The following is a 25273-nucleotide window of genomic DNA, read 5'->3' as shown; positions in this document are numbered from 1 at the left end:
ACAACCTTCTCGTCGTAAAAAATGAATACGCGATTGTTGACAATTTGGTCGGCAATATGCGCTACTTGCTACCGGGCGAGGTGTCCCCGCCCACATCTCGGACAGCGAGGAAAGGAATCACTCATGGCAAATCAGGTAGAACCGGCCCTGCTGGTCGTCAGCGCCCATGCCGGCGATTTCGTCTGGCGTGCCGGCGGAGCCATTGCCGCCGCCACTGCTCGCGGCGAACGCGCGAAAGTCGTGTGCCTGAGCTACGGCGAGCGCGGTGAATCCGCTCGGGCATGGCGGGACGGCAAGTCGCTCGAGGAAATCAAGGACATCCGGCGGGGAGAAGCGGAAGCGGCCGCGTCTGCACTGGGCGCGGAGATCGAGTTCTTCGACGCCGGCGACTACCCGCTGCTGCCCTCGCCAGAGTTGGTCGACCGGTTGGTGCACGTCTACCGCGACGTCAATCCGACTGTGGTGCTGACCCATCCGCTGATCGACCCGTACAACGCCGACCATCCCGCGGCCGCCCGAATGGCGCTCGACGCCCGCATCCTGGCCCAGGCGATCGGCTATCCCGCCGAGGGTGAGCCCCTGGGGGCCCCGCCGGTGTTCTTCTTCGAGCCGCACCAGCCCGAGCAGTGCGACTTCAAGCCGAACGTGCTGATCGACATCACCGACGTCTTCCCGCAGAAGCGTAAGGCGATGGAATCACTTGTGGCGCAGGAACACATGTGGACCTACTACACCGACCTCGCACGGCGGCGCGGTGTGCAGGTCAAGCGAAACGCCGGACCGAACCTCGGCTTCAGCACCGACACGATGGGTGAGGCGTACGTGCGGTACTACCCGCAGGTGGCGGAGGTTCTGTCGTGAAAGACCCCGTCATCCTCACCGACCCGATCAAGACACCCCTCGACACGGTCGACGCCCTCGCCGAGTTCGGTACCGCGACGGTGCACGAGGCGCAGGGGCGCACCGGCCTCGCCGGCCCGCAGTTCCGGCCCATCCAGTCCGGCGCCCGGATCGCCGGCACCGCCGTGACCGTCCTGTCCTGGCCCGGCGACAACCTGATGATCCACGCCGCCATCGAGCAGTGCGGCGCCGGCGACATCCTGGTGGTCACCACCAACTCCCCGTCGACGGACGGCATGTTCGGCGAACTGTTCGCCACCGCCCTGCAGTCGCGCGGTGTCCGCGGACTCGTCATCGACGCCGGCGTCCGCGACGTCGCCGAACTGAACGACATGGGCTTCCCCGTGTGGTCCACCGCGGTGTCCGCACAGGGCACGGTCAAGGCCACCGCCGGCGCGGTGAACATTCCCGTGACCCTGGGCCGGGTGTCCGTCGACGCCGGTGACGTCGTGGTGGCCGACGACGACGGCGTGGTGATCGTGCCCCGCGCCGCCGCGGCCGACACCGCCGCCGCCTCCCGCGCCCGGCTGGAGAAGGAAGAGGCCGCGCGACAGTCCTTCCGCGCCGGCGAGCTGGGACTGGACCGGTACGGGTTGCGTCCGGTACTCGACTCCCTCGGCGTGCGGTACCTGTCGCAGAAGCAGTACCGGCTGGAACAGCAGGAGGCGCTGTAATGGGCGGCATCGCCTGCACCTGGATGCGGGGCGGTACGTCCAAGGGGGCGTTCTTCCTCGCCGCGGATCTCCCCTCCGACCTCCGCGAGCGGGACGATCTCCTGCTGCGTGTCATGGGCTCCCCCGATCCCCGTCAGATCGACGGGATCGGGGGCGCCCACCCACTCACCAGCAAGGTCGCGGTGATCAGCCCGTCGGATGATCCGCGCGCGGACGTCGACTACCTGTTCCTGCAGGTTGCGGTGGATCAGGCCCGCGTGTCGTCGGCGCAGAACTGCGGCAACATCCTCGCCGGCGTCGGCCCGTTCGCCGTGGAACACGGTCTGGTGCCGGCCGATTCCGAGCACACGAGTGTCCGGATCCGGATGGTCAACTCGGACGGCTTCGCCACGGCAACGTTCCCGACACCGGGCGGGCAGGTCGAATACGCCGGCAGCTGCGAGATCGCCGGAGTGCCCGGCGCCGCCGCCCCGGTCAGCATCGCGTTCTCCGGCACCGCGGGCTCTACGTGCGGGGCGCTGCTCCCGACCGGCCGCGTCGTCGACACCGTCGACGGAGTGGACGTCACCTGCATCGACAATGGCATGCCGACGGTCGTCATCGCTGCCGCCGATCTCGGTGTGAGCGGTCACGAGAGCCCCGACGAGCTCGAGGCCGACACCGACCTGACCGAGCGGATCTCCCACATCCGTTCGCAGGCAGGCAAATTGATGGGCCTCGGCGATGTGTCCACCACGACCGTACCCAAGATGACACTGGTCGCCGCCCCACTCGTCGACGGCACCCTCGACACCCGCACGTTCATCCCCGTGCGGTGCCACACCGCCATCGGCGTGCTCGGAGCGCTCACCGTCGGCACCGCGGTCCGGATCCCCGGATCGGTCGCCGATCGGCTCAGCCGTCACCGCGACGACGGCGTCGTCCGCATCGAACACCCCACCGGGTACTTCGACGTCGACATCGACCTGACCTACACCGGTGACACCGGCGTCGACATCCGCCGCGCCGCCGTGATCCGCACCGCCCGCACCCTGTTCGACGGCACCGTCTACCCCCGGCCCGCCGGCCCCCACACCGAGGACAACTCATGAGCACCGACGACGCCCGCTTCGACATCGCCCACCTCGGCTACGTCGAACTGTTCACCCCGACCTTCGACGAGAGCAAGTGGTTCTTCACCGAACTGCTCGGCCTGCGCGAAGTCGCCGCCGACGGCGACAGCGTGTACCTGCGTTCGTGGGACGACTACCAGCACCACTCCCTCAAGCTCACCGCCCACGACACGTCGGGCATCGGGCGGCTGGGCTACCGGACGTCGAGTGCCGCGGCACTGGAACGCCGTGTCGCGGCGATCGAAGCCGCCGGACGCGGCCTCGGGTGGCGCGACGGTGATCCCGGTATCGGCAAGACCTACACGTTCGCCGACCCCGACGGTCACCCGATGGACCTGTACTGGGAGGTCGAGAAGACCGCCCCTCCGGCGGAGTTCGCGCCGGCGCTGAAGAACCAGGCCGAACGCTACCCGGGCGCGCCCGCCACGGTTCGCCGCCTCGATCACGTGAACTTCCTCGCCGCGGACGTCGAGACCAACGGAACCTTCGTCCGGGACGTGCTCGGCGGCCGTCCCACCGAACAGATCCGGCTGAACACGGGCAAAATCGCCGGACAGTGGCTGACCTTCACGAACAAGAGTTACGACGTGGTCTACACCGAGGACTGGACGGGCAGCAACGGGCGTCTGCACCACATCGCCTTCGCCACCGACACCCGCGAGGACATCCTCCGCGCCGCAGACGTCTTCCTCGAAAACGGCGTCCACATCGAGACCGGGCCCCACAAGCACGCCATCCAGCAGACGTTCTTCCTCTACGTCTACGAGCCGGGCGGCAACCGTATCGAGTTCTGCAACCCCGGAGCGCGGCTGATCCTCGATCCCGACTGGGACGTCATCGAATGGACCGAGGCCGAACGGTCCAAGGGTCAAGCGTGGGGCATGAAGACCATCGAGACATTCCACACCCACGGCACCCCACCCGTTCCGGGCACACACTGAGACACGGGACGCACCGTCGAAAGGGACCGACATGACCGGCGACATCACAGGCGGCGAATCGCACGCGACCGTCCGCACCGACCGCCCCGAACGGTACGGCAAACAACTCGTATCCCACCTCGGACGCCGCAACGGCGGCGAGTGGACACCGGACACACGATCCGGCTGGATCGACCTGGCCGGCGGCCGAGCGACGGTGACCGCCGGAGAGGGCGAAGTACACCTGCACCTCGTCGCCGAATCCGGCGAGCTGCCCCGACTGGAAGACGTCGTCGGAAGGCATCTCGTCAGATTCGGCGAACGTGACGGTCTGACAGTCGCATGGGTGAGGGGCGGTCAGGTGCCGACGTAGGCCGCGAGGTGCTCGCCAGTGAGGGTGGAGCGAGCGGACACCAGATCGTCCGGCCTGCCCTCGAACACGATCCGGCCGCCGTCGTGGCCTGCGCCCGGGCCGAGGTCGATGATCCAGTCGGCGTGCGCCATGACCGCCTGGTGATGCTCGATGACGATGACCGACTTCCCGGAGTCGACGAGCCGGTCGAGCAGTCCGAGCAGCTGTTCGACGTCGGCGAGGTGCAGGCCGGTGGTCGGCTCGTCGAGAACGTAGGTGTCGCCCTTGTCGGCCATCGCGGTGGCCAGCTTGAGCCGCTGCCGTTCGCCGCCGGACAGCGTGGTGAGCGGCTGTCCGAGGCTGAGGTAGCCGAGCCCGACGTCGGCGAGCCGCTGCAGAATCTTGTGAGCCGCCGGGATCCGTGCCTCCCCGGAACCGAAGAACTCCTCGGCCTCGGCCACCGACATGGCGAGGACCTCGCTGATGTCCCGCCCGGCGAGGTGATACTCGAGCACCTCGGCCTGGAACCGCTTCCCCTCGCACTCCTCGCAGGGGGATTCGACGGTGGCCATCACGCCCAGGTCGGTGTAGATGACTCCGGCGCCGTTGCACGTGGGGCAGGCGCCCTCGGAGTTGGAGCTGAACAGTGCCGGCTTCACGCCGTTGGCCTTCGCGAACGCCTTGCGGATCGGCTCGAGCAGTCCGGTGTAGGTCGCCGGGTTGCTTCGCCGGGAGCCCTTGATCGCGCCCTGGTCGATCGACACCACCCCGTCCCGCCCGGACACCGAACCGTGGATCAGCGAGCTCTTGCCCGAGCCCGCCACGCCGGTCACGACCACCAGCATGCCGAGTGGGATGTCGACGTCGACGCCGCGCAGGTTGTGGCTGTCTGCGCCGCGCACCTCGAGCGCCCCCGACGGGGTGCGCACCGACTGCTTCAACGACGCGCGGTCGTCCAGATGCCGCCCGGTGAGTGTGTCACTTGCCCGCAGACCCTCGACGGTGCCCTCGAACACCACCTGGCCACCCTCGGTGCCGGCGCGCGGGCCGAGGTCGACGACGTGGTCGGCGATCGCGATCGCCTCCGGCTTGTGCTCCACGACCAGCACCGTGTTGCCCTTGTCGCGCAACTGCAGCAGCAGGCCGTTCATCCTCTGGATGTCGTGCGGGTGCAGGCCGATCGTCGGCTCGTCGAAGACGTAGGTGACATCGGTGAGCGACGAACCGAGGTGCCGGATCATCTTCGTGCGCTGCGCCTCTCCTCCGGACAGGGTGCCCGACGGCCGGTCGAGTGAGAGGTACCCCAACCCGATCTCCGTGAACGAGTCGAGCAGATGCTGCAGCCCGGTGAGCAGTGGGGCCACCGACGGTTCCTTCAGGCCGCGGACCCAGTCGGCGAGGTCGCTGATCTGCATCGTGCAGACGTCGGCGATGTTCTTCCCCTTGATCTTCGACGATCGGGCGCCCTCGCTGAGTCGGGTGCCGTCGCAGTCGGGGCAGGTGGCAAATGTGATCGCCCGCTCCACGAACGCGCGAATGTGCGGCTGCATGGCATCGACGTCCTTGGCCAGGAACGACTTCTGGATCTTCGGGATCAGGCCCTCGTACGTCACGTTGACGCCCTCGACCTTGATCTTGGTCGGCGGCTTGTAGAGCAGGTCCTGCAGCTGCTTCTTGGTGAACTTCGCGATCGGCTTGTCCGGATCGAAGTAGCCGCAGCCCCGGAAGATGCGGCCGTACCAGCCCTCCATGCTGTAGCCGGGGATCGTCAGCGCGCCCTCGTTCAGCGACTTGCTGTCGTCGTACAGCGCCGTCAGGTCGAAGTCGGTGACCGCGCCCCGGCCCTCGCATCGCGGACACATGCCGCCGGTGATGCTGAAGCTCCGCCGCTCCTTCGTCTCCTGGCCACCGCGCTCGATGGTGACCGCGCCTGCGCCGGAGATCGACGCGACGTTGAAGGAGAACGCCTGGGGTGAGCCGATGTGCGGCTTCCCGAGCCGGCTGAACAGGATGCGCAGCATCGCGTTGGCGTCGGTGGCGGTGCCGACGGTGGAGCGGGGGTTCGAGCCCATCCGCTCCTGGTCGACGATGATCGCCGTCGTCAGCCCGTCCATGACGTCGACGTCGGGTCGCGCCAGTGACGGCATGAAGCCCTGCACGAAGGCGCTGTAGGTCTCGTTGATCATCCGCTGCGACTCCGCGGCGATCGTGGCGAACACCAGCGAACTCTTGCCCGAGCCGGAGACACCGGTGAACACCGTCAGCCGGCGTTTCGGGAGCTCGACACTGACGTCCTTGAGGTTGTTCTCGCGCGCGCCGTGCACGCGGATGAGATCGTGACTGTCCGCAAGGTGCAGATCCGGCGACTCCGAGTTTTCCCGTCGCTTCGCTCGCCCCGTCGTGTCCGCCTTCGTGGCCATGCTCATCGTGTCTCCATCTGTTGGGCGGAGCCGCATTCGCGGTCTCCGTCGGCGTGGATCAGCGCAGTTCCTGGATACGAACCATGTTGCCCGCGGGATCGCGGAAGGCGCAGTCACGAACCCCGTACGGCTGCTCGGTCGGCTCCTGAACGACCTCCGCGGAGTCGCTGGCCTGCAGCTTCTCGAAGACGCCGTCGAGGTTCCTGGTGGCCAGGTTGATGGCTGCGTAGGTGCCCTTGGCCATCATCTCGGCGATGGTGCGGCGCTCGTCGTCGGTGATGCCGGGGTCGGCGGCAGGCGGATGCAGAACGATGGACGTGCCGGGCTGGTCGGCCGGACCGACCGTGATCCAGCGCATCCCGTTGTATCCGACGTCGTTGCGGACCTCGAAGCCGAGAGTGTCGCGATAGAAAGCCAGAGCGGCGTCCGGGTCGTCCTGCGGCAGGTAGGTCTGGTGAATTGTGATGTCCATGGGATCACGATAATTACGAATCGGCGACCTGCGCTTCTCGATTCCTGATCGGTCTCGTGACCTGTTTCGCCACGCACGACGGAATGCCCGCCGCCGCGTCCGCCTCCTGGCGCCGGTAGGTGCTGGGCGGGACCCCGGTCAGCTCGGTGAAACGGGTGCTGAAGGTGCCCAGCGACGAGCAGCCGACCGCGAAACAGACCTCGGTGACACTGAGGTCGCCGCGGCGCAGCAGCGCCATCGCCCGTTCGATGCGCCGCGTCATCAGGTACGAGTACGGGGACTCGCCGTACGCGAGCCGGAACTGGCGGCTGAGGTGCCCGGCCGACATGTTCACTCCACGGGCGAGGGACTCGACGTCCAGCGGCTGCGCGTGCTCCCGATCGATCCGGTCGCGGACGCGGCGCAGCAGCGCGAGGTCGCGTAGGCGCTGGTTCTCAGCGGTACTGCTCGTCACATACGAAATCGTGCCACGTCGCACCGGAGTTGCCTAGCGTTTCTCGCCGCGCTCAGGCTCCTCATGCCGAGTCGGGGGTGGCACCTCGACAGTGGTCGACGAGCGAGACCTGTTCGTCCGGCGCGGGGGGCCGGTCCCGCTCCGCACCGTCCAGGTGGCGAGCCTCCACTGACCCCAGCTGCTCCCAGTAATTCTCCGAACGCGCCAGCGGAGTTCGCCGAAAGTCCATGCGTCGCCCTCCCTGGCCAGGTCCGGTCGTTGCCTGGGGCACCCGGGCCGCCGCGACCGTTACCGCGTCGCCGCGGCCCGCCACCCCTCCGCATCGAGTCTTCCCCGCACCGCGAGGCCGAGAAAGGGCCGTTCGGCCCTACCACCACGAGATCGGGCGCCCGATCGACGGCTGCCGCCGAGATCGGTAGTGTTGGATGTCATCCGGCCGCCTCACGCGGCCACGCTTCCGGAGCGCCTCGATCACCGAGGAGGAGCGGATGACCGAGATCGATACCTCGCACGAGCAGTGCCTCGTCGACTCTCTCCGTGCACGGGATGAGTCGGCATTCGCCGAACTGGTCGACCTGCACACGCCGATGATGCTGCGCGTGGCGCGCGGATATGTCGCCAGCACCGAAGTCGCGGAGGACGTCGTCCAGGAAACCTGGATCGCCGTGCTCCAGGGCATCGACCGATTCGAAGGCCGCTCCACACTCCGTACCTGGCTGTTCCGGATACTCGTCAACATCGCCAAGAAACGGGGAGTGCGGGACCGGCACGATTTCGACGCCGCACTGGCCGCCTACACGGGCAGCGCCGCCGTGGACCCGGCCCGGTTCCTGCCGGCCTCCTCCCCGGAGGATCCACACCACTGGGCGACTCCGCCGACCAGCTGGCCGGAAACCCCCGAAGGATCGGTTCTCGGTGCGGAGGTGCTCGACGTCGCGGGCCGCGAACTCGAACACCTACCCGACCGCCAGCGGATCGTGGTCGTGCTGCGCGACGTCCTCGGCTACGACGCCGATGAAGTGTCTGCGATGCTCTCGATCACCCCGGCGAACCAGCGGGTGCTGCTGCATCGGGGTCGCGCACACGTCCGCCAGGCCCTCGAGGATTATCTTGGAACGGGAGCGTGAGACATGGAAGACATGGACTGCCAGGACCTCGTCGAACTCGTCACGGCCTACCTCGAGGATGACATGGATCCCGATGCCCGGGTCCGATTCGAATCCCATCTGGGCGAATGCCCGGGATGCGCCACCTATCTCGAGCAGATCGAGCAGACGGTGCACACCCTCGGCGCGCTCCCCCCGGACGAGCTCGATCCGACGTTGCGGGACCGCCTGCTCGCCGCGTTCCGGGAGTGGCGCTAGCTGCGGGAAATCACCGCAAAAATAATGTCCGGCAGGGTGTAACGTTTCGCGCCCTCGCGGACACCGTTCGAGTAGCCGTGAACGTCGGGTTCGCGGCACTCGGACAGGAATTCAGACCATGAATGCCACACATTCGCACCAAGACGACCGACGCACCCACCGCGGCTCGCTGCGGAAGCGGATCGTGACCGTGGTGGTGGCTGTAGCCGCACTCGGCGTCCTTCCCGTCGGCGTCGCGGGCGCGGTTGCCCCGGCCGCGGAACACCCGGTCGCCGCAGTGGCGGCCCCTGACACCGGTCGCGACATCCCCGGTGGCAACGACGACCGGACCCGCGATCGGCAGCGCGACCAGCGGCAGGAACGCCGGGCCGAGAACATGCCCACCGACCAGGTCCCGATCATCTGGAACGTCCCACTCAACTGAGGTTGCGTACCCGTTGAGGGACAGCATCTTTCGCCGCACTCCACGGTTCGGTCTCCACGCGATCGGTCACCGGCCTTGCGCTCTCGCACACTTCGTTCACCGCGGTGTGTTATTCAAGGCCCATGACTGCGTCACCGATCGATCCGCCTGTGGGGGCCACGTTGTCCGCCATCCGCGCCGTCGCGCCCAAGCTGGCTCCGAGCGAGCGGCGCGTGGCGGACGTGTGCGTGGAGCGCCCCCAGGATGTTGCGTGGTGGTCGGCAGCCGATGTCGCGGAACACGCTGAGACGTCGACCGCCACCGTCATCCGTGCGTGCCAGAATCTGGGCTTCAAGGGGTTCCAACACCTACGGATGTTGCTGCTGAGGGATCTGGGGTCGGCCGATACCGAGTCGGCGGGAGCACTGACCGTCGAAGAGAACGGTGCCGGACTGGTGCGGGCGGTATTCGGCGAACTGGCGACGGATCTCGCCGGCGCTCTGGCGCCGCTCGACGAAGACTCGTTCGAGCGGGCGGTGAGGGCGCTCGCGGAGGCGGAGCGCGTGCTCGTCGTCGGCAACGGCGGTTCGGGACCGTCGGCGGCAGCCGTGGCGGTGCGGTTCATTCTCAACGGCCGCCACGCCGAGGCACCGACCGACGCCGTGATCCAACAGTTGACTGCCGGACACCTGACGTCCCGCGACGTGTGCCTCGCGGTGAGCGACAGCGGGTTGAACTCCGTCACCCTGCGCCCGGTCGAGGCGGCCCGGGCGGCGGGGGCCACGGTCATCGGTGTCACCAGCTACGCCCGTTCGACCCTCGTGGAGAAATCAGACATCGGACTGGTCATCGGTGGCGGCAGCGGACCCTGGGGCGGCCTGGGCGCCTCGGCCACGGTGGTGCAGCTCGCGTTCCTCATCAGCCTGCAGATCGCCGTCTGCCGGGCGCGGGGCGGCTCGGCCGAGGCGGCAGCCGAGACTTTCAAACAGATTGTGCCGCTGATCCATCCGTGACGGCATCCTGCTACAGCCGTTGCGCGAAGCATCACCGATGATTGGACAGCCATTCGCCCACCATTAACCTGACCCTGGCTAACTACCGATGTAACGAAATTCCCCGTCTCGCCGAGATTGGGTAACGTCATTTCATCGGGAGAGGCCAATGGGCAGGATTCGGATCGAGAATCTGAGTCGAAAGTTCGCAGATTTCACCGCAGTCGACAACATCGACCTCGACATCCGGGACGGCGACTTCCTGGTCCTCCTCGGCCCAGCGGATGCGGAAAGACCACGCTGCTGAGGATGCTCGCGGGCCTGCTCGAACCGACCAGCGGACGGATCCTGCTCGACGACGACGACATCACCGCCGCGCCCGCGCGACGCCGCGACGTCGCGATGGTCTTCCAGAGCTACGCGCTCTACCCGCACCTCAGCGTCGCGAAGAACCTCGCGTTTCCGTTGCGCGTGAAGAAGATGCGCAAGTCGGAGGCCGCCGAGCGCGTCGAGGCCGTCGCGCAGCAACTCGACATCGCGCACCTGCTCGGCCGGAAGCCGAAGGAACTGTCCGGTGGCCAGCGGCAACGCGTCGCGGTCGGGCGCGCGATCGTGCGCAATCCGAAGGCGTTCCTGATGGACGAGCCGCTGTCCAACCTCGACGCCAAGCTCAGGACCGCGACGAGGCGCGAACTCACCGAACTCCATCGCCGACTCGGGGCCACGTTCGTGTACGTCACCCACGATCAGGTCGAGGCGATGACGATGGCGACACGGATCGCCCTGCTGAACAACGGCGGACTCGAACAGGTCGGAACACCCGAGGACGTCTACGACCGGCCGGCGTCCGTGTTCGTCGCCGGTTTTCTCGGCAGTCCCGCAATGAACCTGCTGGACGCACGCGTCCGCACGGTGAACGGCACGGTGGTCGCGTCCGCCGAGGGCGTGACCGCACCTCTGTGGCCGGGACAGACCGAAGGCCGCGACATCGTCCTGGGCATCCGGCCGGAGCATCTCCGCGTCGCCGACCCTGCGGATCATCTCGGGGTGCGGCTGTCGGCCGACGTCACGTCCGTCGAGAATCTCGGCAGCGAACAGGTCGCGTACTGCGAGGTCGGGGGTGCCACGGTCTGCGTGCGAGCGCCGCGACCGATTGCATTGCGCGCCCATCGATCCGCCGTCCTCACCGCGGATCCCACCGACGTGCACCTCTTCGACCGCGCGACCGGACGCCGCCTGGAATGGGTGGACGTCCCCGAACTCACCGATTTCGACTCCTCGGCCCCACGGGCCGTGGGGCACTCTTCCGAAACACTTTCCGCAACAGGAGCAGCGTGATGCGTAGGTCGACATTCTCTGCCGTCGTAGTGGCGGCCGTGGCCGCCGCGCTGACCGGCTGTGCCACCGGCGGGGCCGCGCCGGGCGCTTCGGGCACCGGCGCACCGGTCCCGGAACTGGGACCCGACCAGCAGGTCGACATCGTCTTCGAGTCGTACAACCTCCAACAGGCCGGGCTCTGGTCCGACACGATCAACGGCCTCGTCGCCGACTTCGAGGCGCAGCACCCGAACATCCATGTGAAGGCCCAGCCGCCGCAGGGCAGCGGCACGTCCGGCGCCGGAACCGCGAGTAGCGTGCAGACACAGATGCTCGCCGGATCGCCCCCCGACGTTGCCCAATTGACCTTCGACACGCTCGATTTCGCCGTCAACGAACTCGGCGCCCAGTCACTCGACGGACTGTTCGGCACCGAGGCCGTGGACGTGACGTTCGGTGGGGAGCACCCGTTCCACCCCCGGGCCGCGACCCTCGGCGACTGGGACGGCGAAACGTACGGCATCCCTTACGTGTTCTCCACACCCACCCTCTTCTACAACGCGACTGCCCTCGCGAAAGCCGGGCTGCCCGCCGACGCCGATCTGTCGACGTGGCCGAAAGTCGCAGCCGCCGCCAAGGCGGTGACCGCCGCGACGGGCAAGCCGGCGCTGTCCGTGTCGTGCTCGGTGAAGGGAGGAAACTGGTGCATGCAGGCGCTGTTCCGCTCGGCAGGCGGCGATGTGCTGTCGCAGGACCGCAAGACCATCGAATTCGGTGAGCCCGGTGCGGTGTCGGCGGTGACTGCGTTGCGGCAGATGTACGACGACGGCGTCCTCGCCAACCTCGACTCGACCACCCAGTACGAGAGTTTCGCGAAGGGCGACGTGGCGATTCAGCTGCAGACGTCGGCGCTGCAGGGAATGTTCATGAAGTCGGCGGCGACCGGTGGCTGGGACCTGCGTGCCGCACCGATGCCCGCCTTCGAAGGCCATGCCGCCGTGCCGACCAATTCGGGGTCGGCTCTGTTCACGTTCTCGCAGGACCCGGCGAAGCAGCGCGCGTCGTGGGAGTTCATCAAGTTCATGACGAGCGACCACGCGTACACCGAGATCTCCAGCAAGATCGGCTACCTTCCGCTGCGCCCGTCCCTCACCCAGGATCCGGCATCGCTGAAGAAATGGGCCGACGACAACCCCCTCCTGGCTCCCAATCTCGGCCAGCTCGACAAGCTCGAGGCCTGGGAGTCGTATCCCGGCAACAGCTATGTGCAGGCCGACGACATCCTCGGCCAGGCGGTGGAGGACGCCGTCTACTACGGCAAGGACCCGGCCGCAACCATGCAGGCGGCGCAGGAGCGCGTGCAGGAACTCATTCAGTAACCACCTCCGAACAGGACGAGACACCGACACAATGACCAGCACACTGCCTGCGTCGACGAACCATCGACGCCTGAATCTGACCGGCACCTACAACTTCCGCGATCTCGGGGGGTTCCCGACGGACACCGGAACCACCAAGTGGAACAAGCTGTTCCGTTCGGACGCGCTTCACCGGCTCGACCAGCCGGCCCGTGACCTCCTTCGCGAGCGGAAACTTGCTCTCGTCATCGACCTCCGCGAACAGCAGGAGCTGGACGACAGCCCGAGCGCCCTCGACGGCGTCGGACACCGGGTGGAACATCTGCCGGTGTACGAGGGCGAGGTCGACCTCGACGGCGCGAATTTCGACCTCGCGGTCGTCTACCGCGACATGGTCGAGAACTACGGACATCGTTTGACCCGCGCCGTGCGTGCCATCGCCGCCTCGGGCGACGACCCGACCGTCGTTCACTGCACCGCGGGAAAGGATCGCACCGGTCTGGTCGTCGCTCTGACACTCGCGGCGGTGGGTGCCGATCAACGGGACATCGTCGCCGACTACGCGATGTCCGAGGTTCTGCTGGCCGGCGACTGGGCGCTCGGCATGGCCGAGAAGATGCGAGCCCGCGGTCTTCCCGACGGCGTGGACGTCGATCACCTGGTCGGCGCCAGCCCGGCCGTGTTGATGCGCACGACCCTCGACTCGATCGCCACCGCGCACGGCGGCGTCCGCGACTTCCTCCTCGACCACGGCATGACCGAGCGTGAACTCGACGACCTGCGCGGCGCACTCGTCGCCTGACATCCACTTCCACAGGAGAAATTTCATGTCCCAGTACGGGGAGCCCGACCACTACATCCTGCATGTGAGCGACACCCACTTCGTCACCGACGGCACCCTGCTCCATGATTCGGTCGACAGTGACGCCAACCTCTCCCGGCTGTTCGAGCGGCTCGAGAGGGCCGGCCGGCGGCCCGAGGCCATCGTGTTCACCGGCGACCTCGCCGACAGGGGCGAGCCCGAGGCGTACGTGCGTCTGCGCCGGATCGTCGAGCCCGCCGCGGAGCGCCTCGGCGCGAAGGTGATCTGGGTGATGGGCAACCACGACGCCCGGCCCGCCTTCCGGAGCGGCCTCCTCGACGCCGAACCCACCCAGGACTCGGTCGACTCGGTCGTCGATGTCAACGGATTGCGGATCATCGTGCTGGACAGCACGGTTCCGGGTCACCACCACGGGCTGATCAGCGACGAACAGCTCGCCTGGCTGACGGGCGTCCTGGCTGAGCCGGCACCGCACGGCACCCTGCTCGCCCTGCACCATCCGCCGGTGCCGGGCCTGCTCGACGCCATCGAGTCGGTGGAGTTGAAGGAACAGCACCGGCTCGAGACCGTGCTGGCGGGGACAGACGTCCGCGGAATCCTCGCCGGACACCTGCACTTCTCCACGACGTGCACGTTCGCGGGCATCCCGGTGTCCGTCGCGTCGGCGACCTGCTACACCCAGGACCTCCTCGTCGACCGGGGCAGCATCCGCGGCCAGGACGGCGCCCAGGGTTTCAACATGGTGCACGTCTACCGCGACCGTGTCCTGCACACGGTGGTCCCGCTCGACGTGTCCCCCACGGTGTACGAGATGACTGCGGACGAAATTCGGCAGTCGATCGAGCAGCTCACGGCGCCCGGCATCTGATGTTCGTCGAAGTTCCGGCCGCGACCGCCTCCGTCCACGCCGAGATGCCGACAGCTCCGTCGCGGGTCGGCCTGGTGCGACGCGGTCTCGCGCCGTATCTCTACCTCCTGCCCGCCGTCGTCCTTCTGATCGTGTGGATCTACAAGCCGCTCGGGGAGACCATCGGCCTGTCGTTCTACAAATGGAACATGGTGCCCACCAGTCCGAAGGTTCCGGTGGGCATGGACAACTACGCTCGCGTACTGTCGCTGCCCGAACTCCATCAGGCACTGCGGAACACGATTGTGTACGTCCTCGCGTTCATGGTGTTCTCGTTGCTGCTGCCGATGGTCGTCGCGCTGCTGTCGAACCGTGTTGCCGGACGATGGAAGACGCTCTACCAGGCCTTGATCTTCGTCCCGTTCCTCATCACCCCGGTGGCCGGCAGCGCAATCTGGCGGTGGCTGTTCAACCCCGAGGGAGGCACGATCCCGCGGGTGGCCGCGACTCTGGGTTTCGAATTGGGCAACGTCTTCCGAGAACCCGGCCTCGCGATGCTCGGTGTCGTGCTGATCGTCGGGTGGCAGATGCTTGGCTTCGGTGTACTCGTCATCTCCGCCGGGCTGGCCGGGATCAATCCCGACTACGCGTCGGCGGCGGCCCTGGACGGAGCGTCACAAGCGACGATCACCCGCAAGATCACACTGCCGCTGCTGTCCCCGACGATCGTGTTCCTCGGACTCATGACGATACTGCTGGGCGCGCAGTGGGCGTACCCGATCATCGACATCGTCACGCAGGGCGGCCCCAGCGGTGCCTCCACCAACATCTATTACCTGCTGTACCAGTTCGGATTCCAGAATTTCGACGCAGGATTGTCGGCTGCTGCGGGAACCCTGTTCTTTCTGGGCTTCGGCCTGATCGCCGTCGTGTTCGTTCGTGTGTCGGACCGACTGAGCTTCTACGACAACTAGGACATCCCATGGCTTTTGCACTCGTCGATGCGCCGGCCCGATCGACCACCGTCGCCGCCCCGACCCGCGATCCCGGCGACGCCCCGGTCGCCACCCGTTCCCGCAGCCGGGTGGCGACCGGGCACGTGGTGCTCGCCGCCGTCACCGTGTTCAGTATCTTCCCGGTGTACTGGATGTTCGCCACCGCATTCCGTCGTCCCGAGGACTCCCTGTCGGTCAGCCCGGTACCGTCCCCGTTCAGTCTGGACAACTTCCGCTACGTGTGGGAGACCATTCCGATGGCGTCGATGCTCGTCAACACGTTCGTCATGGCGCTGGCGATGTCCGTCAGCCAGCTTCTGGTCGCGATCCTGGCCGCCTACGCCTTCGCGCGGTGGACGTTCTTCGGGAAGCAGGTGCTGTTTCTGCTGTTCGTGGGATCGTGGCTGGTGCCGTTCCAGGTCACCATGATTCCGAACTACCTTCTCATCTCACAGATGGATCTGCTGAATACCGTTGCCGGCATCGTGATCCCGAATCTGTGCTCGGCCTTCGGTGTTCTGTTGATGCGCCAGCACATGGAGGCGTTTCCGCGAGAGTTGCTGGACGCGTCCCAGATCGACGGCCAGAACTCGTGGTCAACCCTGTGGAAGGTGGTGCTGCCCAACATGAGACCGGCGCTCGCGGCGCTCGGCATCATGTTGTTCATCTCGGCATGGAACGAGTACCTGTGGCCTTCGCTGATCATGCGGCAGTCGAATGCGGTCGTCCAGATCGGAATTCGCGGCTTCCTCGGCGCGGAAGGCAACAACTGGGGTGCGGTGATGGCCGCGTCCGGCCTCGCGTGCCTGCCCATCTTTCTGATCTACCTGTTCCTCCAGCGCTACGTGCGCGACGCATTCGTCCGGTCGGGCCTCAAATGATCGGCCGAACACAACCCGAAGGAGCTCCGATGAAGATCGTCCAGATCAGCGACACGCACCTGTCCGCCCGCGGCGGGCGCACCCAGCAGAACTTCGAGCTCGTCGTCGACTACGTGAACAATCAGGTCCGTCCCGATCTCGTCGTGCACTCCGGCGACATCGTGATCATCCATCCCGACGATGTCGACGACCGAGCGCACGCCCACACACTGATGCAGCGGTTCACCGCGCCGGTGCTCGTCGTGCCCGGCAACCACGACATCGGTGAGCCGGGCTCCGCTCCCTGGCAGGGAATCGGCGTCACCGATGAGCGGATCGCCGCCTTCGAGACGGTGTGGGGGCCCGATCACTGGCGCCACGACGCCGACAACTGGACGGTCCTCGGATTGAACAGCGAGCTCTTCGGTTCCGGTCTCGACCGGGAGACCAGGCAGTGGGCCTGGATCGAAGACGTCGCCGCGGACGTCCCCGAGTCGCAGCGGGTGATCGTTTTCCTGCACAAGCCGATCTGGAGCGCGGTCGACGAACCCGTCGGGCATGCCGTCGACATCGGGGAATCCCGCACCCGGTTGCTCACGGCCCTCGGAAAGGTGTCACTCGCTGCCGTCGGCAGTGGGCACCTGCACTGCTATCGGCAGACGCGACGGGGTGACACGCTCGAGGTCTGGGCGCCGTCCACCGGGTTCGTGGCCGGCGACGGTGACGCGCTGCCCGGGCCGCTCCACCAACTCGGCATCGTCGAGTACGACTGCACCGACGGGGTCGTACGCGTGAGCTACCGATCCGTGCCGGGCCTCGACGACGTCACGGCCGGGGCCGTCCCCGAGGTGACCGAGGCAATCGACGCATTGGGACACAGGGCAGTCGGCTGACGTCGAGTGGCGACGATGGCGATCCCGGTTCGGTCATCGGTAGCGATGACCGAACCGATCAGGAATCGAGAAGCGCCGACCACCGGGCCGCACTAGCGTCATTGCCGAGAGCCGCAGAGCAGGCGGCTCAGTCGTGGATGTCGCGAGGCGAAGTGACCGATGGGAGAAGCGGATGACGAACAACCAGGCAGGCAAGCGGAAGCCAGGCACCCCCGGAGCGTTCTCACGGTGGATGCAGCGAAAGATGAACGCCCGCATGAACCGCAAGATCCGACGCGGCCGCGGCCAGTTCATGGGCATGGACGTGCTGATCCTGAACACGGTCGGTCGTCGCAGCGGACAGCCGCGGCAATCGCCGGTGGCGTGGTTCGACGACGGTGACGATGCCCGGCTGGTCGTCGCGTCGGGCGGCGGGAGCCAGAACCCGGACTGGCACGCCAATCTGATGGCGCACCCCGACAAGGCGTCGATCGAATTGCCCGGTCACGACGCCACGCCGGTGATCCCGCAGCAGCTCGACGGCGCCGAGCGTGAGCAGGCATGGCAGCGCATCGCCACCGCCCAGCCCCGCATCGCGAAGTACCAGAGCAAATCCGACCGGGAATACCCCGTGATCCGACTCACCGCGCGGTAACCACATCCGGATCCCGGTTCGTCGCGGCGCCCAAGGCTTTCCTCACGGTGGCACGGAACCATTCAGTGCCGGGGTCCGGAAGCACCTTCTTGAGGGTATAGAGCGAAGTCTCCATCGCTGGAACGGAAAACGGTAGTTCGAACGTTTTCACGTCGGCCATCCGGGAGAACTTGTCGGACACCGACCGGGGGATGATCGAGAGATGGGGCGCCTTCTCGATCAGCTGTGGAGGGCCGCGAAATGCGCGATGCGTAACGCGACGTCGTGTGAGTGGCCGTGCAAGGACAACGATCTGTCGACGTCCGTGTGGCCGGCGCTCACGTCGACGGCGACGTGGGTGCAGATGACGGCGTCGGCTTGCCCTTGCCGGAGTTCGGTCTCGACCACGGCGATGTTGAGCGGAATGATGTGGACGTCGACCCCCGGAGCAGTCTCCGGCGGCAGCAGACTCACTTCACCGAGGTCGGTGGCGTGGAGTCGGAAGGTGCGGCGCGACGTCGCGGGATCGAACTGGCCCACACCGCTCACCGTGGTGTCGATGGCCTCGAACGCCTCACGAAGCCTCAGGGAATGGCTGACCGACGGCTGGGTGAGCGAGAGGCGCTCGGCAGTTCGTGTGACGCGCCGTGTCTCGTGAAACGAATGGCACACGACATGATCTGCTCTGGACACTTATGCGCAGTTTGGGTTTGTCTCTCATTCAACCATTTCGGGGCATTGACCTCATGAAACACCGCAAGGGGATCGCTGACCGGTCAACGATCCTCCACGTGGTGGGTCCCATCGACGGACGGAGGCAGGGATCTGCCAAATTTCCGGGCGCCACAAGCACACAATGGAGAAGTGTGTCCGAGGATCGAGTCGCGATGAGCATGGAGAGACTGCTCCACCATCAGCCGGGCGGAGTTCGACGTCCTCGAGGCGAAGGCGCTCGGCTGACACACCACGCTCAGCGCGGGCACGAGCCGAACAAGGATCACCGCGAGGTCGCGTCAACAAGACTCTTGGAAGGCGAGCGGGTGAGATCCTCCCGCGCAATGACGGCATCAATGCTCAGGCAAAAACCGGACGGTGAATGCAATGAACGCAGAACTTTCCCATTCCATCACATCTGACGAGGCGCGCTCCATCGCCAAGGAGGCGTACATCTACGGGTTCCCGATGGTCGACAGTTACCGTGTCCAGTATTCCTATTTCGTCGACAGCGCCGACTCCGAGTACAAGGCGCCCTGGAACCAGATCCGAAACATGGGGCGCGTCTTCACACCGGAGGACAAGACGATCCAGACCCCGAACTCGGACACACCGTACTCCATGGCCGGCTTGGACCTTCGCGCCGAGCCGGTCGTGCTCACCGTGCCGGAAATCGACGAGAGCCGATATTTCTCGGTTCAGCTCATCGACCTCTACACCTTCAACTTCCACTACCTCGGAAGCCGCACCACCGGCAACGGCGGCGGCAGCTATCTCATTGCCGGTGCGGGCTGGCAGGGAGAGACACCGGCGGGGATCACGGCAGTGATCCCTTCCGCCACGGAGTTCGTCCTCGCGGCCTATCGAACGCAGCTGTTCGACCCGGCCGACCTCGACAACGTGATGAACGTCCAGGCCGGCTACACGGTGCAACCCCTGTCGGATTTCCTGGGAACACCCGCGCCCGCACCGGCACCGACGGTCGACTTCATCACGCCGCTCACCGCCGAACAGGAGCGCACCTCGCCGGCGTTCTTCGACATCCTGAATTTTGTTCTGCAGTTCTGTCCGACGGACCCCTCCGAAACGGACCTGATGGCGCGGTTCGCCCCGCTCGGCATCGGCGCTGGAAGGACTTTCGACGCGAGTTCACTCTCTCCCGAGGTGACCCAGGCCGTCGAGGACGGCATAGCCGACGCCTGGGCAGCGTTCGCGGACCTCGAAAAGACGAAGGTGAACACGGGCGAGGTCACCGCCGGTGACGTCTTTGGAACACGCGGATTCCTCGACAACAACTACCTCTACCGGATGGCGGGCGCAGTACTGGGAATATACGGTAACTCGAAAGACGAAGCCCTGTATCCGGCCTATAACGTGGATGCGAACGGGACGGCGCTGGACGCCAGCCGAACTCGCTACACGCTGCGCTTCGCGCCGGGCCAACTTCCGCCCGTCAACGCATTCTGGTCCCTGACGATGTATGAAATGCCGGCGAGCCTGCTCGTCGCCAACCCCCTCAACCGGTACCTCATCAACTCGCCGATGCTGCCGCAGCTGCAGCGCGATCCCGACGGCGGCCTCACCCTCTACATTCAGGCAGAGTCGCCGGGCACCGAGAAGGAGTCGAACTGGCTTCCCGCACCTCGCGGACCGTTCGCCATGTTCATGCGCCTGTACTGGCCCAAAGCCGAGGCACTGGACGGAGCATGGACGCAGCCGCCGCTCGAGCCGGTGCAGTAGCCCACTCGACCGATGCCTCGCGTTCGCAGATCGGATCGCCGGGATTGTCGCCGAAACCCTCTGCTTGGTTGCCGCCGATCAGCAGCCGCTCCTCAACTGGGTATCACGATCGCCTCGACACACAGCGCCACGAGATCCTGGGGCGGCCCGAAGCCCGGGCCGCCCCGAGGTTGGGTACTCAGCGCCTGGTCTCGTACCTGGTCAGGACCACGCCGTCAGGGAACGTCCCGGTCTCCACCAGGGTCAGGTTCACCCAGTTGTCCAGGGCCGCAAAGAACGGCGTGCCGCCACCTATCAGGACCGGATGGGTGACGATCACGTACTCGTCGATCAGCCCCTCCCGCATGGCCACTGCGGCGAGTGTGGCACCGCCGATATCCATGGGGCCGCCGTCCTCAGCCTTGAGCCGGCCGATCTCGGTGACCGCGTCGCCGGTGACCAGGCGGGTGTTCCAGTCGACTGTGCTGGTCGTCGAGGAGAACACCACCTTCGGCATGTCCCGCCAGCGGCGGGCGAACTCGATCTCCGCCGGCGTGGCAGCCGGCTGCTGGTCGGCGGTCGGCCAGTGGGAGCTCATCGTCTCCCACAATTTGCGCCCGTACAGCGCCGTGCCTGTCGCCCTCACCCGGTCGGACCACCACTGGAACAGTTCGTCGCTCGGCACACCCCAGCCGAGGTCGTCGCCGGGCGCGGCGATGTAACCGTCCAGGCTCACGTTCATGCCGAAGGTCAGTTTCCGCATGGTGTCAGCCTCCCGTAAGTCGGTACTCGGTGTACAGACCAGCACGGCGCGGAAAATCATCGGTCAGGCCACACCGCGGGCTGGTTCACCGCCACGCCAAGCGGATGTGCGTACGGACGCGAACGACTGGGACGGATCATCCGAACGTCGAGTCCCCGACCCGTCCCGCAGGCGGATCGATGACCGGCGCAGCTTCCTGCATCATCGGGAGATGACTTCACGGGGCGTTGTCCGGTTCTGGAAGAGAGAAGACGGGTGGGGCGCCATCGACTGTGTGCAGACCCCGGTGGCTGCTGGGTGCATTTCAGTGAAGTCGAAATCGATGGATTCCGAGCGCTCAACCCTGGCCAAGAGGTCGACTTCGAGTGGCAGAAGCCAACCGGCGCGGTTAGAGGGCTTCGCATTCGTGGCCACTCAGGTACGACCTGTCCAAACCCGATTAACGATCCCGGACCGGACGTCCTTCCTCTGGTGAGTTCAGTTCAGTCGCTCGGTGAGGTGGACCTCGATGTCGTCACCGTCGTTCTTGCCGATCGCCTTGCGGATGGCAGCAGCCACCGGCAGCTTGTGGGTTCCGTCTCCCAGGGCCATGAACGCTCCGGTGAACGGGTGCGCGTCGATGGTCCCGGCAACCTTGACCAGACCACGGGTACCGAAGATCTGTGCTGAGTCGGGTAGCTGCACACACGTCCACGTGTCCCCGGGACGGACCTTGCCCAGGCGAGCGGTGAAGGTGATGTCCAGGGGTCGGGGATCTGCCATGCTCATGCTCCTTCGCGCTGCTGGTCGGGGGCTGTCGCGCTTACCGAGGCTCCGCTCTGGTCGGTCTCCTCCAGGTAGACCAGACCGTTACCGTCGGGGTCGGTGAAGGAGAACATCGCCGGCACTCCTTCCATCCGGACCAGCTCCTGGTTGTGCAGGGTCACCCCGGCCTCACGGACCTTGTCGAGGGCCTGTTGAGCATCGGAGGTGCCCAACCGGATTGCCACCGGGATCTCACTGTCGACCGGTAGGAGCACCAGGGCGACATTCGAACCCGGTGGCACGACCTCGCAGCCGTGCACCCGGCCACACCTCCACGTCGGTGCGGAGTTCGCAGCCCAGCACCTCGGTGTAGAACCTCAGCGCGGCGTTCTGGTCAGCGACCGGAACCGACACACTCAACACTCTCGTCGTCATCGTCATACGCAATCAGACCCCGCCGCGCCCCGAAACTCATCGCCCAAGCCGTGAACCGGTCGTCTCGCAAGCCGAACCCGCACCGGGACGAGTTCGGCGATGTCGGATGCCGGCAGCAGTCGGTGCTCGTTCCGTACGCCGATCGGTGTCCGGTCGCCGCCTCCGCGGCGGGTTGGGCGCAACCCGGTTCACTGGGATATCGCATCCATGCAGACGGTGCCTTCAGGGATACGAGTACTCGCGTACGAGTTCGGGGTGCTTGGCACGCAGATAGAGGCTGGCGAACTCGTTCCGGTCCGCGGCAATCCACGCCCACCCCCGCCTTTCCCACTTGGCGAGGTCGGCCATGGCGTCGGCGACGGTGATCGTGCCGTTCTCACTGTCGCGCAATACGACTGTGGGATCGTCCCAGTCGATGGCCGCCGCTTCGGTATCGAGCGTTCCGGTGGCGGCGATGACGGCGAGGTCCGCACCTTCCGAGAAGGTCCCGAACTGAACCCGGCGTTGAAAATCGTTGTCCACGACCATGTCGAAGTCGAGGGCAGCGACCAACCAGCGGAGGGGATGAGCAGGAGCTGCCACCAAGACCGCGGTCACGGAAACTCTTGGATGATGATCGGATTCCGTCGGTACGGTTCCGACGACGATCGTTGACCGGACAGGCCGAACCGCCGGCCAACCGTAGACAGGGGAAGCGCCGGTCGCCCCACATGGGGCGCCCCGGCGCTTCAGCTGCTGGACGTCGTCATTGACAGGACTACATCGAGGTGGGGAGTACGACGAAGAGCCAGGCGAGGATTGGGGCGACAAGGACGATGTAGCCGGTGTATTTGAAGAGGGAGCGTTGGAACTTGTCGCGGTCGGGGACCTGGGCGTTGGCAAGGACCATGACGCCGTTGCTGGAGAGGGGGCTGACGTCGACGATGACCGCGGAGAACGAGACGGCGGCGACGAAACCGATGAGGCCGACCTCGCCCATCATCAGCAGCGGTGCCGCGAGCGGGAGGACGATGCCGAGGGTTCCGATGGAGGAGCCGACGGCGGAGACGGCGGCGACGGCGTAGCAGAGGATCAGGGCCGTGAGGAGCGGCGATCCGAGTGACGCTGCAGCGTCGCCGAGGAATTCGAGGGTGCCGTTGGCCTTGAGCACGCTCATGTAGGTGAGCATTCCGCAGACGAGGAGTACCGCGGACCAGGTGACGTTGTTGACGGCGGGCTTGTGCTTGTTCGGTGCGAGGACGAGGAGGATGGCGGCGATGACCATCGAGCAGACACCGACGTCGATCTGGAAAACGGCGGATCCGATGAGGAGGGCGACCATGCCGAGCAGGGTGAGGACACGCAGCGGGGTGAATCCGGTGGATTCGATCTCGGTGAGCCGATCCGGTTCGCGGGCGGGCTGCGGCGATCCAGTAGTCAGCACCATGGGGCCGGCACCGTGTCGGGCTGAGGTGGCGCGCTGTCCGGCGCTCGCTCCGGTTGTGACGAGGTCGCCGCCGCGGGGTTGCGGTGCGGGACTGCCTGCGACGGTGGGGTTGTCACTCGAGGTGAGGTCGTCGATGTCGATCGACTGGTCATCGGCACGGAGCAGGTCGCGGCCGCGGACGAGGAAGAGGCCGAGGGCGAGCAGGAAACTGAGTCCGAGGGGGATGGCGTACAGCGCGAGGGGGTTGGTGGGTAGGCCGGCGGACTGGAGCCAGCCGTTGGTGAATGCGCCGTAGACGGTGATGGGGGAGAAGGCCGCACCGAGTACGCCGTGGCTGATCATCATGCCCATCAGCAGGGGGTCGATCTTGTAACGCTTGGCGATCGGCATGGCGATGGGGGCGAGCATCCCGACTGCAAGTACCGAGCCCATGGTCATCAGGCCGGCGCCGAGGAAGAACATCAGCCAGACGATGGCCCAACGTTTGCCTCGGACAAGCTTCAGTGCGCCGCCCACGAGGAGGTCGACGGTGCCGTTGACCCGGGCGATTCCGAACAGCAGGGTGATCCCGACGATGATGGTGAAGATACTGCCGGGGAAGAACCCGAAGATCTCGTCCATGGACAGTCCGGACAGCCAGCCGCCGATCACGAAGGCGGCGGCGAATGCCAAGACTCCCATGTTGATGGGTGTCATGGTGCCGATCGCGAACAGGGCGATCAGCGCCGCGATCGAGATGAAGTAGAGCATCGGAGGTAACCCTTTCGGTGGATGCCCGGAGATCCGAGCCGCCTGCCGGTGTAAACCGGTGGCAGTGAGCCGAGAGCGGCGACGCCTGATCCGCCGGGGACGGCATGTGGCGTTGCCGTGCCCCGCTATTCAAGGGTGATGGCGGTCACAGAATCAACTCGACCGCCGAGAAAGCATCCAGGTGCTCAACGTGAACCAGTCGCGGTCGGGGTGGTTGAGCCAATAGCTCAGTATCCCGGCTCTCGGGCGGCGGATGGTTCAGCTGTGTCGCGGGCAGTGAGCCAGAAGCTCGGCTACCCCGGCATCCGGCAGATCAATTTTCTGCCCGCAGTTTCTCCACGATCGGAATGGTTCGGGGCCAGATGCGCCGGCTCAGGACGATCTCGGAGCGGGTGCGCAGCACGCCCTCGGTCTTCATGACGGACTGGAGGACGTCTTCGAAGTGGGAGTTGTCTCGGGCGACGAAGCGGCAGAGGAGGTCTCCTTCGCCGGAGACGGTGTTGGCCTCGATGAGTTCGGGGATCGCGGTCAGCCGTTCCAGGGTTTCGTTGACTTGGCTTTGGGCGATGTGGACGTGCACGAACGCCATGACGGCGTAGCCCAGCGGTGCGAGATTGATTTGAGGGCGCCAGGTGACGATCACACCCGCTTTTTCGAGTTTGGTGATCCGGGCCTGCGCGGTGTTGCGGGCGATGTTGAGTCTGCGGGAGTACTCGCGCACGCCGGCCCGCGGTTCTTCGACGATGAGTCGAAGGATGTCTAGGTCGAGTTTGTCGAAGCCGTCCACTGGTACTCCTGTCGTGAGGGCGGGAAAGTAGTCCACATGCGCACCCGGTTGTTTCGAGGGCGCCGGTAGTTGAGCACTTGGCATCATTTTTTGCGCGTGTGTTTATCTCACGGTACAGGTCTGCGTATGTTGTGGGTCACATCGAGCACGGCGGTCCGGTCCAAGG

30 protein-coding genes and 1 pseudogene are annotated in these 25273 nt (G+C 66.2%); 18 read left to right on the top strand and 13 right to left on the bottom strand.

What is annotated here, in order from left to right; genetic code table 11:
* Window positions 1-123: 123 nt before the first annotated feature.
* The 5 genes from DTA22_RS26570 to DTA22_RS26550 are packed head-to-tail and all read left to right on the top strand — an operon-like array spanning window position 124 to window position 3979.
* Entirely contained in the window at window positions 124-861 is a 738-nt protein-coding gene (locus DTA22_RS26570) for a PIG-L deacetylase family protein (RefSeq protein ID WP_005237870.1), read from the top strand.
* Entirely contained in the window at window positions 858-1574 is a 717-nt protein-coding gene (locus DTA22_RS26565) for a 4-carboxy-4-hydroxy-2-oxoadipate aldolase/oxaloacetate decarboxylase (RefSeq protein ID WP_037236018.1), read from the top strand. Before DTA22_RS26570 ends, DTA22_RS26565 begins: the two co-directional genes overlap by 4 nt.
* Window positions 1574-2665, top strand: a complete 1092-nt coding sequence (locus DTA22_RS26560) for a 4-oxalomesaconate tautomerase (protein ID WP_112301462.1) — start codon at window positions 1574-1576, stop codon at window positions 2663-2665. Before DTA22_RS26565 ends, DTA22_RS26560 begins: the two co-directional genes overlap by 1 nt.
* Window positions 2662-3627 carry a VOC family protein gene (locus DTA22_RS26555; protein WP_037236012.1) on the top strand — a complete coding sequence of 322 codons (966 nt, stop codon included), beginning with the start codon at window positions 2662-2664 and terminating at the stop codon, window positions 3625-3627. The genes DTA22_RS26560 and DTA22_RS26555 overlap by 4 nt, the downstream gene beginning before the upstream one ends.
* Window positions 3628-3658: 31 nt before the next feature.
* The gene (locus DTA22_RS26550) at window positions 3659-3979 is read left to right on the top strand and encodes a DUF2218 domain-containing protein (protein ID WP_112301461.1); all 321 of its coding nucleotides are present in this window, start codon (window positions 3659-3661) and stop codon (window positions 3977-3979) included.
* Here the strand turns inward: DTA22_RS26550 and DTA22_RS26545 are convergent.
* From DTA22_RS26545 to DTA22_RS36365, 4 genes are all read right to left on the bottom strand, one after another.
* Complete coding sequence (locus tag DTA22_RS26545; RefSeq protein ID WP_112301460.1) at window positions 3964-6384, bottom strand: ATP-binding cassette domain-containing protein; 2421 nt, start codon at window positions 6382-6384, stop codon at window positions 3964-3966. The genes DTA22_RS26550 and DTA22_RS26545 overlap by 16 nt on opposite strands.
* A gap of 52 nt (window positions 6385-6436) precedes the next feature.
* Window positions 6437-6850 (bottom strand): VOC family protein, encoded by a 414-nt coding sequence (locus DTA22_RS26540; RefSeq protein ID WP_005237883.1) that lies wholly within the window; start codon window positions 6848-6850, stop codon window positions 6437-6439.
* 13 nt (window positions 6851-6863) lie between these two features.
* On the bottom strand, window positions 6864-7304 hold the full coding sequence (locus DTA22_RS26535) for a helix-turn-helix transcriptional regulator (RefSeq protein ID WP_037236004.1): 441 nt from the start codon (window positions 7302-7304) through the stop codon (window positions 6864-6866).
* 61 nt (window positions 7305-7365) lie between these two features.
* Complete coding sequence (locus tag DTA22_RS36365) at window positions 7366-7533, bottom strand: hypothetical protein (RefSeq protein WP_174233868.1); 168 nt, start codon at window positions 7531-7533, stop codon at window positions 7366-7368.
* A 196-nt stretch (window positions 7534-7729) separates the two neighbouring features.
* Here DTA22_RS36365 and DTA22_RS26530 point away from each other — a divergent pair, with 196 nt between their 5' ends.
* The 12 genes and pseudogenes from DTA22_RS26530 to DTA22_RS26475 all read left to right on the top strand — a co-directional run bounded on the left by DTA22_RS26530 (window position 7730) and on the right by DTA22_RS26475 (window position 17790).
* Window positions 7730-8431: an RNA polymerase sigma factor gene (locus DTA22_RS26530; protein WP_037236001.1), complete on the top strand. Its 702-nt coding sequence runs from the start codon at window positions 7730-7732 to the stop codon at window positions 8429-8431.
* 12 nt (window positions 8432-8443) lie between these two features.
* Window positions 8444-8668, top strand: a complete 225-nt coding sequence (locus DTA22_RS26525; protein WP_037236262.1) for an anti-sigma factor family protein — start codon at window positions 8444-8446, stop codon at window positions 8666-8668.
* Between the two features lie 118 nt (window positions 8669-8786).
* Window positions 8787-9092, top strand: coding sequence for a hypothetical protein (locus tag DTA22_RS26520; protein WP_112301459.1), 306 nt, complete (start codon window positions 8787-8789; stop codon window positions 9090-9092).
* A 122-nt stretch (window positions 9093-9214) separates the two neighbouring features.
* Window positions 9215-10084, top strand: coding sequence for a MurR/RpiR family transcriptional regulator (locus tag DTA22_RS26515; protein WP_112301458.1), 870 nt, complete (start codon window positions 9215-9217; stop codon window positions 10082-10084).
* A gap of 148 nt (window positions 10085-10232) precedes the next feature.
* A pseudogene (locus DTA22_RS26510) lies at window positions 10233-11401 on the top strand (ABC transporter ATP-binding protein).
* Complete coding sequence (locus DTA22_RS26505; RefSeq protein ID WP_112301457.1) at window positions 11401-12759, top strand: extracellular solute-binding protein; 1359 nt, start codon at window positions 11401-11403, stop codon at window positions 12757-12759. Before DTA22_RS26510 ends, DTA22_RS26505 begins: the two are co-directional and overlap by 1 nt.
* 31 nt (window positions 12760-12790) lie before the next feature.
* Window positions 12791-13540: a tyrosine-protein phosphatase gene (locus DTA22_RS26500; RefSeq protein WP_112301456.1), complete on the top strand. Its 750-nt coding sequence runs from the start codon at window positions 12791-12793 to the stop codon at window positions 13538-13540.
* Between the two features lie 25 nt (window positions 13541-13565).
* Window positions 13566-14429, top strand: coding sequence for a phosphodiesterase (locus tag DTA22_RS26495; protein WP_112301455.1), 864 nt, complete (start codon window positions 13566-13568; stop codon window positions 14427-14429).
* The gene (locus DTA22_RS26490) at window positions 14429-15382 is read left to right on the top strand and encodes a carbohydrate ABC transporter permease (protein WP_112301454.1); all 954 of its coding nucleotides are present in this window, start codon (window positions 14429-14431) and stop codon (window positions 15380-15382) included. Before DTA22_RS26495 ends, DTA22_RS26490 begins: the two co-directional genes overlap by 1 nt.
* 8 nt (window positions 15383-15390) lie before the next feature.
* Complete coding sequence (locus tag DTA22_RS26485) at window positions 15391-16284, top strand: carbohydrate ABC transporter permease (protein WP_112301453.1); 894 nt, start codon at window positions 15391-15393, stop codon at window positions 16282-16284.
* Between the two features lie 29 nt (window positions 16285-16313).
* The gene (locus tag DTA22_RS26480; RefSeq protein ID WP_112301452.1) at window positions 16314-17156 is read left to right on the top strand and encodes a metallophosphoesterase family protein; all 843 of its coding nucleotides are present in this window, start codon (window positions 16314-16316) and stop codon (window positions 17154-17156) included.
* Between the two features lie 172 nt (window positions 17157-17328).
* Window positions 17329-17790 (top strand): nitroreductase family deazaflavin-dependent oxidoreductase, encoded by a 462-nt coding sequence (locus tag DTA22_RS26475; protein WP_037235972.1) that lies wholly within the window; start codon window positions 17329-17331, stop codon window positions 17788-17790.
* Here DTA22_RS26475 and DTA22_RS36880 read toward each other — a convergent pair.
* Together DTA22_RS36880 and DTA22_RS26470 are read right to left on the bottom strand one after the other, a co-directional pair.
* Entirely contained in the window at window positions 17777-17971 is a 195-nt protein-coding gene (locus DTA22_RS36880; RefSeq protein WP_245973393.1) for a type 2 periplasmic-binding domain-containing protein, read from the bottom strand. The two genes, DTA22_RS26475 and DTA22_RS36880, sit on opposite strands and share 14 nt — an antisense overlap.
* A gap of 38 nt (window positions 17972-18009) precedes the next feature.
* Entirely contained in the window at window positions 18010-18462 is a 453-nt protein-coding gene (locus DTA22_RS26470) for a LysR family transcriptional regulator (protein ID WP_245973394.1), read from the bottom strand.
* A gap of 408 nt (window positions 18463-18870) precedes the next feature.
* On the opposite strand from DTA22_RS26470, the gene DTA22_RS26465 reads away from it, so the two are divergent.
* Entirely contained in the window at window positions 18871-20223 is a 1353-nt protein-coding gene (locus DTA22_RS26465; protein ID WP_112301451.1) for a DUF1254 domain-containing protein, read from the top strand.
* Between the two features lie 178 nt (window positions 20224-20401).
* Here the strand turns inward: DTA22_RS26465 and DTA22_RS26460 are convergent, their stop codons facing one another.
* The 7 genes from DTA22_RS26460 to DTA22_RS26430 form a co-directional block, all read right to left on the bottom strand.
* A complete protein-coding gene (locus DTA22_RS26460) occupies window positions 20402-20965 on the bottom strand; it encodes a dihydrofolate reductase family protein (protein WP_037228657.1) in 564 nt (187 codons plus the stop codon).
* Between the two features lie 477 nt (window positions 20966-21442).
* Window positions 21443-21727: a DUF1905 domain-containing protein gene (locus DTA22_RS26450; protein ID WP_037246047.1), complete on the bottom strand. Its 285-nt coding sequence runs from the start codon at window positions 21725-21727 to the stop codon at window positions 21443-21445.
* Between the two features lie 2 nt (window positions 21728-21729).
* Window positions 21730-21954, bottom strand: a complete 225-nt coding sequence (locus tag DTA22_RS36500; protein WP_218027722.1) for a VOC family protein — start codon at window positions 21952-21954, stop codon at window positions 21730-21732.
* Between the two features lie 7 nt (window positions 21955-21961).
* Window positions 21962-22144, bottom strand: a complete 183-nt coding sequence (locus tag DTA22_RS37200) for a VOC family protein (RefSeq protein ID WP_218027721.1) — start codon at window positions 22142-22144, stop codon at window positions 21962-21964.
* A gap of 222 nt (window positions 22145-22366) precedes the next feature.
* Complete coding sequence (locus DTA22_RS26440) at window positions 22367-22741, bottom strand: hypothetical protein (RefSeq protein WP_245973395.1); 375 nt, start codon at window positions 22739-22741, stop codon at window positions 22367-22369.
* A 160-nt stretch (window positions 22742-22901) separates the two neighbouring features.
* Window positions 22902-24320 (bottom strand): SLC13 family permease, encoded by a 1419-nt coding sequence (locus tag DTA22_RS26435; RefSeq protein WP_112301450.1) that lies wholly within the window; start codon window positions 24318-24320, stop codon window positions 22902-22904.
* Window positions 24321-24633: 313 nt separating this feature from the next.
* Complete coding sequence (locus DTA22_RS26430; protein ID WP_011593973.1) at window positions 24634-25107, bottom strand: Lrp/AsnC family transcriptional regulator; 474 nt, start codon at window positions 25105-25107, stop codon at window positions 24634-24636.
* Window positions 25108-25273: the final 166 nt, after the last annotated feature.

This window comes from Rhodococcus wratislaviensis, assembly GCF_900455735.1.
GTDB classification, from domain to species: domain Bacteria; phylum Actinomycetota; class Actinomycetes; order Mycobacteriales; family Mycobacteriaceae; genus Rhodococcus_F; species Rhodococcus_F wratislaviensis.
The sequence above is the reverse complement of the archived record's forward strand: the minus strand, read 5'-3'. Positions and strand labels throughout refer to the sequence as shown.